At 46.4% G+C, this 12,788-nt stretch carries 13 protein-coding genes; 5 read left to right on the top strand and 8 right to left on the bottom strand.

Annotated elements, in window-relative coordinates:
• Positions 1 to 6: 6 nt before the first annotated feature.
• The 6 genes from tig to GPL15_RS16580 form a co-directional block, all read right to left on the bottom strand.
• Positions 7 to 1,236, bottom strand: a complete 1,230-nt coding sequence (tig, locus tag GPL15_RS16605) for a trigger factor (RefSeq protein ID WP_215699806.1) — start codon at positions 1,234 to 1,236, stop codon at positions 7 to 9.
• Positions 1,237 to 1,363: 127 nt separating this feature from the next.
• Complete coding sequence (locus tag GPL15_RS16600; RefSeq protein WP_215699885.1) at positions 1,364 to 2,761, bottom strand: aminopeptidase; 1,398 nt, start codon at positions 2,759 to 2,761, stop codon at positions 1,364 to 1,366.
• A 56-nt stretch (positions 2,762 to 2,817) separates the two neighbouring features.
• The gene (gene dtd / locus GPL15_RS16595) at positions 2,818 to 3,273 is read right to left on the bottom strand and encodes a D-aminoacyl-tRNA deacylase (RefSeq protein WP_215699805.1); all 456 of its coding nucleotides are present in this window, start codon (positions 3,271 to 3,273) and stop codon (positions 2,818 to 2,820) included.
• 111 nt (positions 3,274 to 3,384) lie between these two features.
• Positions 3,385 to 5,187 carry a glycerophosphodiester phosphodiesterase gene (locus GPL15_RS16590; RefSeq protein ID WP_215699804.1) on the bottom strand — a complete coding sequence of 601 codons (1,803 nt, stop codon included), beginning with the start codon at positions 5,185 to 5,187 and terminating at the stop codon, positions 3,385 to 3,387.
• 153 nt (positions 5,188 to 5,340) lie between these two features.
• Positions 5,341 to 6,009 carry a GTP pyrophosphokinase family protein gene (locus tag GPL15_RS16585; RefSeq protein WP_346344994.1) on the bottom strand — a complete coding sequence of 223 codons (669 nt, stop codon included), beginning with the start codon at positions 6,007 to 6,009 and terminating at the stop codon, positions 5,341 to 5,343.
• On the bottom strand, positions 6,009 to 6,740 hold the full coding sequence (locus GPL15_RS16580) for a S1 RNA-binding domain-containing protein (protein ID WP_215699802.1): 732 nt from the start codon (positions 6,738 to 6,740) through the stop codon (positions 6,009 to 6,011). Before GPL15_RS16580 ends, GPL15_RS16585 begins: the two co-directional genes overlap by 1 nt.
• Before the next feature lie 134 nt (positions 6,741 to 6,874).
• On the opposite strand from GPL15_RS16580, the gene GPL15_RS16575 reads away from it, so the two are divergent.
• The 4 genes from GPL15_RS16575 to rbr all read left to right on the top strand — a co-directional run bounded on the left by GPL15_RS16575 (position 6,875) and on the right by rbr (position 10,537).
• Positions 6,875 to 7,813 (top strand): LysR family transcriptional regulator, encoded by a 939-nt coding sequence (locus tag GPL15_RS16575; RefSeq protein ID WP_215699801.1) that lies wholly within the window; start codon positions 6,875 to 6,877, stop codon positions 7,811 to 7,813.
• Positions 7,814 to 8,893: 1,080 nt separating this feature from the next.
• Entirely contained in the window at positions 8,894 to 9,289 is a 396-nt protein-coding gene (locus tag GPL15_RS16570; protein ID WP_215699800.1) for a transcriptional repressor, read from the top strand.
• A gap of 113 nt (positions 9,290 to 9,402) precedes the next feature.
• On the top strand, positions 9,403 to 9,945 hold the full coding sequence (locus GPL15_RS16565) for an NADH peroxidase (RefSeq protein ID WP_215699799.1): 543 nt from the start codon (positions 9,403 to 9,405) through the stop codon (positions 9,943 to 9,945).
• 55 nt (positions 9,946 to 10,000) lie between these two features.
• Complete coding sequence (gene rbr / locus GPL15_RS16560; protein ID WP_215699798.1) at positions 10,001 to 10,537, top strand: rubrerythrin; 537 nt, start codon at positions 10,001 to 10,003, stop codon at positions 10,535 to 10,537.
• A 154-nt stretch (positions 10,538 to 10,691) separates the two neighbouring features.
• Here the strand turns inward: rbr and GPL15_RS16555 are convergent, their stop codons facing one another.
• Positions 10,692 to 11,018 carry a helix-turn-helix domain-containing protein gene (locus tag GPL15_RS16555; protein WP_215699797.1) on the bottom strand — a complete coding sequence of 109 codons (327 nt, stop codon included), beginning with the start codon at positions 11,016 to 11,018 and terminating at the stop codon, positions 10,692 to 10,694.
• Between the two features lie 143 nt (positions 11,019 to 11,161).
• Between GPL15_RS16555 and GPL15_RS16550 the strand changes: the two genes are divergently transcribed.
• Complete coding sequence (locus tag GPL15_RS16550; RefSeq protein WP_215699796.1) at positions 11,162 to 11,566, top strand: pyridoxamine 5'-phosphate oxidase family protein; 405 nt, start codon at positions 11,162 to 11,164, stop codon at positions 11,564 to 11,566.
• A gap of 287 nt (positions 11,567 to 11,853) precedes the next feature.
• Here GPL15_RS16550 and GPL15_RS16545 read toward each other — a convergent pair whose 3' ends face one another.
• The gene (locus tag GPL15_RS16545; protein ID WP_215699795.1) at positions 11,854 to 12,747 is read right to left on the bottom strand and encodes a fumarylacetoacetate hydrolase family protein; all 894 of its coding nucleotides are present in this window, start codon (positions 12,745 to 12,747) and stop codon (positions 11,854 to 11,856) included.
• Positions 12,748 to 12,788 lie beyond the last annotated feature (41 nt).

The raw sequence follows: 12,788 nt of genomic DNA, 5'->3' as shown, positions 1-12,788 counted from the left end.
TCTGAACTATTTTTCCACTGCATTATCAGCAAGAAATGCTGCTACCTTCTCTGTCATCAAGAAATTCTCCGTCGCTACCTCACCATACATGCTCTGCATGTTTGCAACAGTGCCAAAACCGATTTCCTCGGCGATTTCTTCCTTTTCCGCATCAGTAAGGGTAATTCCCTCTGCCTCAGCAATGGCATCGATAACTAAATCCTGTCTCACCATCTGGGCCGACATCTGTCTTAACTGAGACTGGAATGTAGCCATATCCATACCATACATGGATGCCAGATTTTCTATGGTCAGGCCATAGGTCTGAGCCTGGTTGGTCTGGGAAAGAAGCTGTCTGTTATACTCTTCCTCTACCGTCTTATCCGTCACGAAAACTTCACTATTCTTCACCACTTCTACGAAAACATTCTGTTTCTTCTGAAGCAACGCGCCCGCTTCTTTTTCTTTTTTAATCTGTTCTCTCAGTTCTTCTTCATATTCGTCCACATTCTTGGAAGTTTCAGAATGCGCGGCAACAAATTCATCATTTAATTCAGGCACAATTGAGGTAAAGCTGTTCACCGTAACTTCAAACACAACATCTTTGCCAGCCAGATCAGCCTGTCCGTAGTTCTCAGGGAAAGTAATGTGCAGATTCTTTTTATCTCCTGCCTTTGCCCCTACCAAACCTTCTTCAAATCCCGGAATAAAGCTGCCGGAACCCAGTTTTAAGTCATGTCCCTGGGCAGTGCCTCCGTCAAAAGCCACTCCGTCTTTCTTGCCAACGTAGTCGATGTTAACCGTATCCCCATTCTTAGCGACATGATCCGCCGGAACATCCGTAATCGTGTTAGAGGATAAAATATACTGTACTCTCTGATCCAGTTCCTCATCCGTCACATCTTCTACCGGTATAGCATCCACTTCAATTCCTTTATATTTTCCTAAAACAACTTTATCCTCATCAGCTCCCAAAGTCAGCCCTTCGATTTTCTCCGATTCCGCCGCTTCCGCAGAGCCTGCCGCTGTGGTTCCAGCTTCTGTCGATCCCGCTTCCGTAGAACCAGCCTCCGTAGAACCAGCCTCCGTTGTCCCTTTAGCAGTTGTTTCCGTCTTCGTCCCCTCAGCGCTGGTCGGATCAACCGCCGCCTTCTTGGAACATCCCGTCAACAGCACAGCCGCCGCCATGCCGCAAATACATACTTTCGTAATTTTTCTCATAATCAATACATCCTCATATTTTCTATTTATTAGCATCTTTTCCCCTCCCTCCGCCTCTGCGGATGGAAAAACTTAAAGGGGCTCCCCATAGGGATACAGATAATCTAAGTTATACCACATAAGAGCGGGAAAAAAAAGCATTTCAACCAAATTCACAAAAATTTTACACTCTGTTATAAAATGCATAAAACGCCCTATATGTATGATAAACGTCCAATTTAGACGCCAGTTCAAACGGAGAATGCATGGAAAGAATCGGCACACCTAAATCCACCACATCGATATTCATCTGGGCCACATATTTGGCAATGGTTCCGCCGCCACCGGCATCCACCGCTCCCAGCTCACCGGTCTGCCAGTAAACGCCTCCCCGGTCCATGATATCGATGACCTGAGCCATCAGCTCCGCACTGGCATCATTGGAACCTGATTTTCCTCTGGCTCCCGTATATTTGGTCAGCACACAGCCCTTATTCACATAGCAGGAGTTATTCGCCTCAAATACGCTGGAAAACGTAGGGTCATAGGCCGCATTTACATCAGAAGAAAGGCAGATGGAATTTTTAAATACTTCCTTGGGATTAACTCCCTGCTGCTCGGCCAGATATTCGATGTAATGGGCAACATAATTCGAATTCAGCCCCGTATTTCCCTCTGAACCGATCTCCTCTTTATCCGTCAGTACCGTTACCGTCGTATACTCAGGTTCCTTCGTTTCAATTTCCGCCATCAGGGCTGTATAGGCGCAGACCCGGTCATCCTGTCCATATGCGCCGATCATGCTTCTGTCAAATCCCACATCCCTGGCCTTATGGGCAGGAACCATCTCAATCTCAGCCCTGAGGAAGTCCGCTTCCGTAATCCCGTATCTTTCATTCAAAATCTGAAGGGCCAGCAGTTTTACCGGTTCTTTGATCTCATCGTCCGCATAGGGTATGGAACCGATAATGATATTCAATTCCTCTCCCTTGAGCCCGTCCTTTAAATGGCGCTCATTCTGCTCCGCGCTAAGATGAGGAAGCAGGTCCGTAACGCAGAACACGGGCTCATTTTCATTTTCTCCAATGGAAATCTCCACCTTTTCCCCATTTTTCTTTATAATAACCCCATGCATGGACAGGGGAACCGTCCCCCACTGGTATTTCCTGATCCCCCCGTAATAGTGGGTCTTAAAATAAGCCAGGTCATTCTTCTCGTACATGGGATTGGGCTTTAAATCCAGCCGCGGAGAATCGATATGGGCCCCGTTGATCATGAGCCCCGCATCCACTTTTTTCTTACCAAATGTGGTGGCAATCAGCGCCTTATTGCGCTGGATCAGATAAACTTTATCCCCCGCTTCATAAGTCCCGTCCACATCGAATTCCTGATATCCGGCGTTCACCAGCATCTGTTCCGCCTCTTTTACGCATTCCCTCTCAGTTTTTCCTGCATCCAGGAATCTTTTATATCCTTCACAAAATGCCGCCGCCTGCTCCACCTGTTCCGGCGCTGCCTTGGCAATGTGCGGAAACTTCCATGTGAGTTCTTCCTGAAGTTCTTTCCCTGTCTTTTCCATTATTTTTCTTCCTTTCTCTTATGAGTTTTTCATGTAGCAGTTCAGACCTGTCTGTAATGTTACTTTTTCATCAATTCGTCACTGTCCAGCACGATTGTAAATGGCCCGTCATTTAAAAGCTCCACTTTCATATCGGCGCCAAAGCTTCCATGAGCCACCTTTTTCGCATAGCCGCCACATTTAGAAACCACGTATTCATAGAGCTGTTCAGCCAGGGCAGGCGCTCCCGCCCGGATAAAGCTGGGCCGGTTGCCCTTTTTGCAGTCCGCATACAGGGTGAACTGGCTGACCACCAGAATCTCCCCATCCACATCGGCAAGCGACAGGTTTGTTTTCCCCTGTTCATCCTCAAAAATGCGCAGCTTGCCCATTTTATCCACCATTTTATCCGCAATGCCTTCCGTATCCTTGTCTTCCACCCCCAAAAGGATCAAAAATCCCTTATTGATGGATCCGATCACCTGGCCGGACACGGTTACTCCGGCATGGGCCACTCTTTGTATTACCATTCGCATAATTATTACTTACTCCTCATTCTGTTTTATCCTTAATGATTCCTTTTAACGGCTTCACGCTTACCGCTTTCTTGCAGCGGCTTCATTCCTCCCATTCCACGCTGCCAAATATCACCTCAGAATCAGCCGCAGATACCCTAACAGCGTTTCCGCCGCCTCTTCCCCATAGATAACTTCCCTGGCACGGACCGGATAATCCGTTATAATATTATCCACTCCCAAGGCCTTTAACCGTTCCATCTCACTTTTGCTGTTGACGGTCCAGGCATGAATTTCTTTTCCCGCCTCATGAGCCAGGGTCACCAGACGTTCTGTCGCGAAACTGGAACGCAGGCTGATGAAATCAACGCTGTCTTCCTCATAATAGCGGCCATAAGCCGCAGAAATAATATATCCCGTCTTGATATCAGGATTTAACTCCTTAATTCTCCTTAAATATCTGAGGGAGGTGGACGTAACCACACACTGCGCTTCCATGCCGTAATCTTCAATCAGTTTCAGCACCTTTTCCGGCATCTGACTGGAACTGCCCACATTCTTAATTTCAATATTCAGGTTGATCTTTCCCTTGGCATACTCCATCACGTCTTCCAGCCCCGGGATCTTCTCCCCCTTAAATCCTGGAGAGAACCAGCTCCCCACATCCAGGTCCATCAACTGGCTGTAGGTCAAATCCGATACATTTTTCTTTATGCCCGCCACCCGTTTTAAGCTGGTATCATGGCAGAGCACCAGATATCCATCATTGGATTCCTGAACGTCTATTTCCACATAATCCGCCAGTTCTTCCACCGCCGCCACAATGGCCGCCATGGTGTTTTCCGGCGCTGATTTAGAGCTTCCCCGGTGGGCGGTGATGCCGATATCCGTAATCACCGCCTGAGTGATGGCAGAGCCGTTCCAGGCCACATCGATCATACAGACCAGACTGACCACACACATGAAAGCGCCGGACACAAGCGCGTATTTTTTCTTCAGCACTTTCTGGCCTGTAAAATCAAAATCCCATCTCGGAACCCGTTTCAAACGGCTGCTGTATTGGTAATACAACACCGTCAGCGACGCGAAACTGACAATCCCCACAATCCCGCTGAACAGGAAGAGGAGGACGAGCTCAATCCGGTCACAGGCCGCCAGAAGAAATGCAAATTCCAGTTTTTTATCCACCACCAGAACCACAAACAGCGCAGCCGCCAGCACACAAATCAAATACATGGCCACCATCACCAGCAGTGTCACAATATTTCCTCCGCCCATCAAAAGGACGGACGGTATCATATGGCCTTTTAATAGCTCCCTGCTTCTGGCACAACTGTCCCGCAGGGATTTCTGCTCCACCATACATCCATACCATACAAACATAACAGGCGCGCACCCGGTCACGCAGAGCACCAGCAGAATCACCAGAAACATCCTTGTCACCGGCTCTTCCAAAATCGACTGCATCATAAAATTAAGCGGCTTTACATGGGTAAAAACCCGGTATATCAGATATAAATTAATCAGCAGATAATTGGCCAGGGCGATCAGCAGAATCATAAAATTCTTCCGCCGTATCTCATCGATCAGCTTATGCACTCCCCCCGACAAAATCTCCGTCCACGGAAGCCGCAGATAATAGGCCGCCCCGGAAAATGTGGTGATCAGGCTCCCTATTTCAACCGTAATAATGACCACTCCGATGAGGCTGAGCCCCAAAAGGATCAGTATGGTTCCCGGATGAAGCAAAACCCTGCCCAGGTTCCCCAAAGTAATAAAGCTGTAGCCGTTCATCTTCAGCACAGCCTTAATCCCTAAATCCATCAAACGCAGGTAAATGGGAGCGGTGACAAGGCGGTAAATCACCTCAAACAGAATCAGATTCTTCATATTAAATTTTATAATCTGCCCCGTTTCCCTGACAAATCTCCTCATATTTTCCCTCGTTTCTCTTCGTGTAACTGCATTTAACATGAAGGATGAAGGGATTTTAGAAAAAGCCTTAGGGTTTGGTTTTAAACCAAATCGCTAAGGCTTTTTCAGAAATCCCTTCATCCATTACGTTAAAAGTCCTTCTTGCGGCAGCCCCTACCCCTTGTTACCCTCATCGGCGGTTTCTTCCTGTTGATTCTGGCTGAGTGCAAGAATTGCTTCGTTGAGAGAATACATCTTCGCATCCAGCATATCCACCATGTCGGCGCAGGCTTTCAGCTCCTGCTGAAGATATGCGGGCGCATTCCCTTCAAACTTATAATAGATTTTATGTTCCAGGCTGGCCCAGAAATCCATGGCTACTGTCCGAATCTGTATCTCCACCTTCGTTTCTACCGGCCCGTCAGTCAGATAAATCGGAATCGTCACCACCATGTGGTAACTTTTATATCCATTTGGTTTTGGATTTTTGATATAATCTTTTACAAATAAAACCGTAACATCACTCTGCCTGGATATCATGTCGGCAATCATATAAATGTCCGATGTAAATGAACAGATAATCCTGATTCCCGCAATATCATTGAGCTTATCGGTCATATTCTCAATCGTGACTTCCCAGCCGTACCGTTTCAGCTTCTGGACGATGCTTTCCGGCGTCTTGAGGCGCGATTTAATATGCTCGATGGGATTGTAATCATAAATATGAACGAACTCATTATTCAGGATTTCAATCTTGGTATTTATCTCTTTTAAAGCAGAGTTATACAAAAACATAACCGATTTCCATTGGTCAATCTGGTTGTATGTTTTAGGGATGTTCATCATAATTTGATGCCCTTTAACAAATCGCCTAAGCCGGTAAAGGCGCTTCCGTTCTCTTTATAGTCAAACTTCTCTTCCGGTTCATCTTCCGGCTCCAAAGCTTTCATGCTCAGACTGATCTTTCCGTCCGCAACACTTAAAATCTTTACTTTTATGCTCTGGCCTTCCTTCAAAACAGCGCCCGGATGTTTAATTCTCTGGCTGCTGATCTGGGAAATGTGAAGCAGGCCTGACAATCCATTATCCAGATTGACAAATGCCCCATAAGGCTTTAAGCTGTCCACCACGCCTTCTACCACCTGGCCTGCCTGAATCTGTGCCAGTTTTTCCTGTTTCTCAGCTTCCGCCCTTTCCTTCAGCAGTTCTTTAGCGGAAAGAACCAGTCTCTTGTTCTCAGGATCAACCGTAATGACAAGCGCTTCCACATATCTGCCAACCCATTCATCCAATTTTTCAATATATTCCAATGAAAGCTGGGATGCAGGGATAAATGCTTTCATCTCATCCACGTATGCGATCGCTCCGCCTTTTACAATCTCCTTAATCTTAACCTTAACAACCGTTCTGTCCTCTTTCATCTGCCCTAAATTCTGCCAAGCTTCTGCCTGAGGATCCTCTTCTGCCACATATACCTGATTGCTGCGTCTCTCATCATATTCCTTATAAGACGCTTCCAGTTCTGCAGCGTAATCATCCATGCTTTCCATATCTTTTCTCATCTCGTCACTCATGTTTTTCTCCTCACTTTTCACAAAACTTTCTAATATATTAATTTATCATATCCTGCCTAATATTTCTATAGTTTTATGCGAAAAAATATGCTATATTCTGATTATCAGACCATAAACATGGAGGATCCCTAATTATGATTAATTTTTTGAACCTGGAATACTTCCTCGCAGCCGCTGAAGAGTTAAATTTTACAAAGGCAGCCAAACGCCTGTACATCTCCCAGCAGTCTCTGAGCAACCATATTTCCAATCTGGAAAAAGAATTTGACGTAATATTATTTAACCGCACCACTCCCCTCACCCTGACCTATGCAGGAAAGGCGCTGAAAATGAGGGCGCGCCAGTTTTTGGATCTCAGGGATGAAACATACAAAGAAATCGCCGACATCAAGGATTTTTCAACCGGACGCCTCTCCATCGGCGTTTCCCACACCAGAGGCCGCAAAATCCTTCCCGAAATCCTTCCTTTATATAAAGAACGTTTTCCCAACATTGAACTCCATCTGGTGGAAGGCAATTCCACAGAACTGGACAATGACCTGCTCCACGGCAAAGTGGACCTGATCATCGGAATGCTGCCATTTAAGGTTGACAACATCGAAACCGTTCCCCTCTGTGAAGAAGAAATCCTTTTAGCAGTCTCCGATTCCGTCCTGGAAAAATCATTTCCCGGCAAGGTAGAGGAAACCAAAGCATTTCTGGAGCATGGAAATGACCTGTCCATCCTCAACGACTGCCCATTCCTGCTGCTCAACAAAGGCAACCGGGTGCGCACCATCGCCGACGAGATTTTCGAGGAATCCCAAATCTCCCCGAACATCATTCTGGAAACGGAGAACATAGAAACCGTCATGGCCCTGGCCGGAAAAGGCATGGGAATCACGTTCTATCCCAAGATGTTCATCGCCAGCCGCGGCGCCTTAGAGGCGGTTCTCCGGGAACGCGGACCATTAAACTTCTATTCCCTGAACTATCCGAAAGCCCATGGGGTGCTGGCAATCGGATATCATAAGGGGCATTATCTTTCTCAGGCTACTAAGGAATTCATACGGATTGCAAAGGAGACGATTTGAGGGGATTGGGATTTAGGTGAGAAAGATACGCAGGGAAGCGGGGCGGACGGATGGCAGGACAGAAGACCGGGGAGCGGTACCGGGGAAACCAACGATACAGGGGGCTGGTTCCAACCGTTAAGTGGAACTAAGGCTTTCATCAGGAAAGAAGGCGGTGCGATGCCCATTCACGGTAAACTCCTGATGACTTTACCGTTCAAGGGCATCTCAGAAACTGATTCGGAATTCAGTTTCTGCCCGCCTTCTTTCCTGCTGAAAACCTAAGTTCCACTAAACGGTTTCCACATGCCCCCTGTATCGTTGGTTTCCCCGGTACCGCTCCCCGGTCTTCTGTCCCGCCATCCCCCCTCCCCGCTTCCCTGCTGGTTTTCTCTGGAGCTGGAAGTTAAAAACAATTTTGTAAATTGTAAGAAAATTCACCAGTAAAACGTCAAGGCATTTTCGAAAAAGCCTTGACGTTTTACTGTTAATCCCCATGTCAGTCACATTAAAAGCCTATGCCATGATCTGCATGAAATATCAAACATCATCTCAATCAAACGCTTCTCTTCTTTTTTCTACTTCCCTTCTCCAAATCTTTATGATCCATAGCGCGCCCAATACACAGCCTGTAAGAAGGGGAACCTGGGGCGGAGGGCAAGGACGGGCGGCCTAAGGGGCGGACCAAAGGCGGTGGGGATCCTGTGGAGACCGTTTAGTGGAACTTAGGGTTTCAGGGTGGAAAAAGGCGGGCAGAAGCTGAATTCCGAATCAGCTTCTGAGATGCCCCTGAACGGTAAAGTCATCAGGAATTTACCGTGAATGGGCATCGCACCGCCTTTTTCCATCCTGAAAGCCTTAGTTCCACTTAACGGCCGGAATCAGATCCCCGCGGCCTTTGGTCCGCCCCTTAGGCCGCCCGTCCTTGCCCTCCGCCCCAGGTTCCCCTTCTTACAGGCGTTACCCACGCCAATTCATTAAATAAAGATTTACAAAGATTTTAAAATCCCTTGACATCCCGCTGGTTTCTTGTTACTATATTAGTAATCATTATTGTTATTGTTTGCAGTATGATTCAGAAGAATGAAGAAAGGAGAATTTATGAAGACGCTAAAGTACAGTCGTCAACGTGAATCCATCAAATCCTGTTTGATGGAACGCAAGGACCACCCTACTGCGGATGCCGTTTATATGTCAATCCGCGAGGAATATCCTAATATCAGTTTAGGCACAGTCTACCGTAATTTGAATCTCCTGGTTGAATTGGGTGAAGTGGTGAAGCTGACCTGCGGTGACGGCGCGGATCACTTTGATGCAGATACCTCCCCTCATTATCATTTTGTATGCAGCGATTGCGGTCAGGTGATCGATCTGCCTATGCAGACCAGAGAAGATTTAAACCGGGTAGCTGAAGAACACATCGAAGGACAGGTTAAAAACCATACCATCTTTTTCTATGGCACCTGTAAAGATTGTTCAGCAAAAAAGTTACATTAAATGCTTGACACTGCTGGAAAATTATGTTATTGTAATATCAGTAATAATTACTATTATTTATCAATTGTATAGAATATTAAACCAATAATAAAAAGAAAAGGAGAACACGAATTATGAAGAAATGGGTTTGTACAGTATGCGGTTATGTTCATGAAGGAGATACTCCTCCAGAGTTTTGTCCAGTATGTAAGGTTCCTGCTTCCAAGTTTGAAGAGCAGAAGGGTGAATTAACATGGGCAGCAGAACATGTTGTAGGCGTAGCACAGGGTGTCAGCGAAGATATCATCATGGATTTAAGAGCAAACTTCGAAGGAAAATGTTCTGAAGTTGGTATGTATTTAGCTATGGCTAGAGTTGCTCACAGAGAAGGATATCCTGAGATCGGTTTATATTACGAGAAAGCCGCTTACGAAGAGGCAGAGCACGCTGCTAAATTTGCCGAATTACTGGGCGAATGCGTTACAACCAGCACAAAGAAAAACCTGGAATTAAGAGTAGCTGCTGAAAACGGCGCTACAGCAGGAAAGTTTGACCTGGCTAAACGTGCTAAAGCTGCTAACTTAGATGCAATCCATGATACCGTACACGAGATGGCCAGAGATGAAGCACGCCACGGAAAAGCATTTGACGGTTTATTAAAGAGATATTTTGGCTAATACTCCGGATATATAATGTATCGATGACGGTCTACAGAAGAAAAGGAGAATTTATATGTCTAAATATGCGGGAACAAAAACAGAAAAGAATTTATTAGACGCATTTGCCGGCGAGTCCATGGCAAGAAATAAATATACTTATTACGCATCCGTAGCTAAAAAAGCCGGTTACGAGCAGATGGCTGCTTTATATCTGGAAACAGCGGATCAGGAAAAAGAACATGCGAAGATGTGGTTCAAAGAATATCACGGACTTGGCACTGTTGAAGAGAATCTGGTAGACGCTGCTGCAGGTGAGAATGACGAATGGACAGATATGTATGTCCGCATGGCTAACGAAGCCGATGAAGAAGGCTTTCATGAATTAGCTGCTAAGTTCCGTATGGTAGCAAAAGTTGAGGCAGCTCATGAAAAACGCTATCTGAAACTGCTTGACAGCCTCAGAAAAGATGGAACCTTCAAAGGCGATGCTCCTTTAGGCTGGAAATGCCGGAACTGTGGTTATATTCATGAAGAGGCTGACGCTCCTGAAGTTTGCCCGGTATGCGCTCATCCAAAGGCTTATTTTGAGAGAAAAGCTGAAAATTATTAATAACATATGAAACGGTCCGTCCCGGCGGCGGACCAGCAAAACAACATAAAGTTATCTTTTGGAAATGATTCCGTTTCCTTCAGCATTCAAAAGCAGATAACGTTAATCGGGACAGATAATAAAAATCTGTCCCGATTTTTTTATGATCCTGAGTTTAGTTGTTTTGAGATTTATACTCCTCCCCCCAATTCCACATAGCGTCCAAAACCGGCTTCAGGCTCCGTCCCAACTCTGTCAGGCTATATTCCACCCGCGGCGGCACTTCGGCATAGACCTTCCGGTCGACAAGCCTCTTTTCCTCCATATCCCTGAGCTGGGCAGTCAACACTTTCTGTGACACGCTGCCAATGGACTTTTTCAATTCCCCAAACCGCTTTGTCCCGGGCATTAAATCACGCAGAATGAGGACTTTCCATTTATCCCCGATCAGCATGAGTGTTGTTTCCACCGGACAAGCCGGCAAGTCTTTTGTTTCCTGCATTTTCTCACTCCTCCAATAGTTTCTTTTTGGTTACTACAGCACAAAAAGGTGCTTACTTTACAAATGATACTTATAGAATTATTATAAACATGCAGGATATATTTTGCAATTCCAAAAATATTTTTAAACAGGAGGTCATTATTATGAACGAAGTTATAAGCTTTTTACAGGAAAATCCCGTACAGTACCTTGGGACCATCGGCCGCGACGGAAAGGCCAAATGCCGTCCTTTCATGTTCGCCGGAGAACTGGAAGGCAGACTGTGGTTCTGCACCAACAACACCAAGGAAGTCTACAAAGATATGCAGGCCAACCCATACATAGAACTTTCTGTTTCCAGCCCTTCTTATGCGTGGATCCGCCTCAGCGGTGAGGCTGTATTTGAAAATAACATGGGTGCAAAAGAAATGTGTATGCAGAATCCGATTGTCAAGAGCCAGTACGATGACGCTAAAAATCCCATTTTTGAAGTGTTTTATCTCAAAAATGCCCATGCGGTCATCTCCGATTTTTCCGGCAATCCCCCCAAGGAGTATCATATTCCATAAAACCGTTTTTCTACCGCAACAATAACAGTAATAATAACAGCAGTTTTCGTTCCCCTTCTTTACCGTGAAACAGGCGGAATCCGCGAAACAGGCGGAGAATCCCGCCCGCGGGATTCTCCGCCTGTGGCGGGTCGCTTCAGCGACATGAATCCTTACCGCCACAGTGCGATCCCATAGCCAGCAAAGCTGGCATAGGAGTTTTTTTTATTCAATAGGAGCACTTTCCTATTGAATAGAAAAAGCTGGGGAAGAAGCCCCCGCTTCTTCCCCAGCCTTTTATACCCTTCTCAGACAACCGGATTCTTAATGCTCCCGATCTCTTCCACAATACATTCCACCACGTCTCCCGGTTTCAAAAACTTAGGCGGATCAAATCCCATGCCAACTCCTGAGGGCGTGCCTGTGGATATGATCGTTCCCGCCTTCAGCGTCATTCCCTGGGAAAGTTCACTGACGATATGGTCGATTCCGAAAATCAGCAGGCTGGTATTGCTGTCCTGCCGCAGTTCCCCGTTCACCCTGGACTGCACCTGCACCTTGGGCGGATAAGGAATGGAATCCGCCGTCAGAATACACGGGCCGAGAGGGGCAAAACCATCCAGGCTTTTCCCAAAATACCACTGTTTATGCCGGTTCTGAATCGTCCTGGCGCTGACATCGTTCATAATCGTATAGCCGAATATGTAGTCCTTTACGTCCTCCGGTTTGACATTTTTTGCGTCCCTGCCAATGATGACCGCAAATTCCGCCTCATAATCCAGGCTGTCCACCAATCCGGGATAGCTGGGGATTCCCTCGCCATTGCTGACGGTCCGGTTCACCCTCTTGGAAAAATATACGGCATATGGCCGTTCCCCTGAAAATTCCTCTTTTTTATATCTGGCGGATTCTTCCGCATGGGCCATATAATTAATGCCCAGACAGATAATGTCCTGTTTCGGCGACAGGATAGGAGCCAGGATCTTCACTTCATCCAGATTTGCCGCCCCCCGTATCTCATAAGGATCGCTTTTCGAAATATGTTCAATCAACTGCAGCTCCGATTCGCTGATCCCTTCGATCAGCTCCTGCATCTCATCATAATCCATTCCGCAGGCTTTCAGCGGATACACCCACGCCCCGTCCTTGCTCACCACACCGAGCCTTACCTTATTCTCTACCTCGTATGTAACTAACTTCATCCATGATCCTCCTGCCTGCCATAATATTCTGCATCAGTCCA

Source organism: Clostridium sp. MCC353 (genome assembly GCF_018785315.1).
In the GTDB taxonomy this organism is placed as follows: domain Bacteria; phylum Bacillota; class Clostridia; order Lachnospirales; family Lachnospiraceae; genus CHH4-2.
Note: the sequence above shows the minus strand (reverse complement) of the source record. Positions and strands in the feature narration are given on the sequence as shown.

Excerpts from the sequence above, each read along its gene's own strand:
- rbr (WP_215699798.1), top strand. The coding sequence starts at position 10,001 with ATGTCTAAATATGCGGGAACAAAAACAGAAAAGAATTTATTAGACGCA.
- GPL15_RS16580 (WP_215699802.1), bottom strand. The coding sequence starts at position 6,740 with ATGAGTGACGAGATGAGAAAAGATATGGAAAGCATGGATGATTACGCT.
- tig (WP_215699806.1), bottom strand. The coding sequence starts at position 1,236 with ATGCTAATAAATAGAAAATATGAGGATGTATTGATTATGAGAAAAATT.
- GPL15_RS16545 (WP_215699795.1), bottom strand. The coding sequence starts at position 12,747 with ATGAAGTTAGTTACATACGAGGTAGAGAATAAGGTAAGGCTCGGTGTG.
- GPL15_RS16565 (WP_215699799.1), top strand. The coding sequence starts at position 9,403 with ATGAAGAAATGGGTTTGTACAGTATGCGGTTATGTTCATGAAGGAGAT.
- GPL15_RS16550 (WP_215699796.1), top strand. The coding sequence starts at position 11,162 with ATGAACGAAGTTATAAGCTTTTTACAGGAAAATCCCGTACAGTACCTT.
- GPL15_RS16570 (WP_215699800.1), top strand. The coding sequence starts at position 8,894 with ATGAAGACGCTAAAGTACAGTCGTCAACGTGAATCCATCAAATCCTGT.
- GPL15_RS16585 (WP_346344994.1), bottom strand. The coding sequence starts at position 6,009 with ATGAACATCCCTAAAACATACAACCAGATTGACCAATGGAAATCGGTT.
- GPL15_RS16575 (WP_215699801.1), top strand. The coding sequence starts at position 6,875 with ATGATTAATTTTTTGAACCTGGAATACTTCCTCGCAGCCGCTGAAGAG.
- dtd (WP_215699805.1), bottom strand. The coding sequence starts at position 3,273 with ATGCGAATGGTAATACAAAGAGTGGCCCATGCCGGAGTAACCGTGTCC.
- GPL15_RS16590 (WP_215699804.1), bottom strand. The coding sequence starts at position 5,187 with ATGAGGAGATTTGTCAGGGAAACGGGGCAGATTATAAAATTTAATATG.
- GPL15_RS16555 (WP_215699797.1), bottom strand. The coding sequence starts at position 11,018 with ATGCAGGAAACAAAAGACTTGCCGGCTTGTCCGGTGGAAACAACACTC.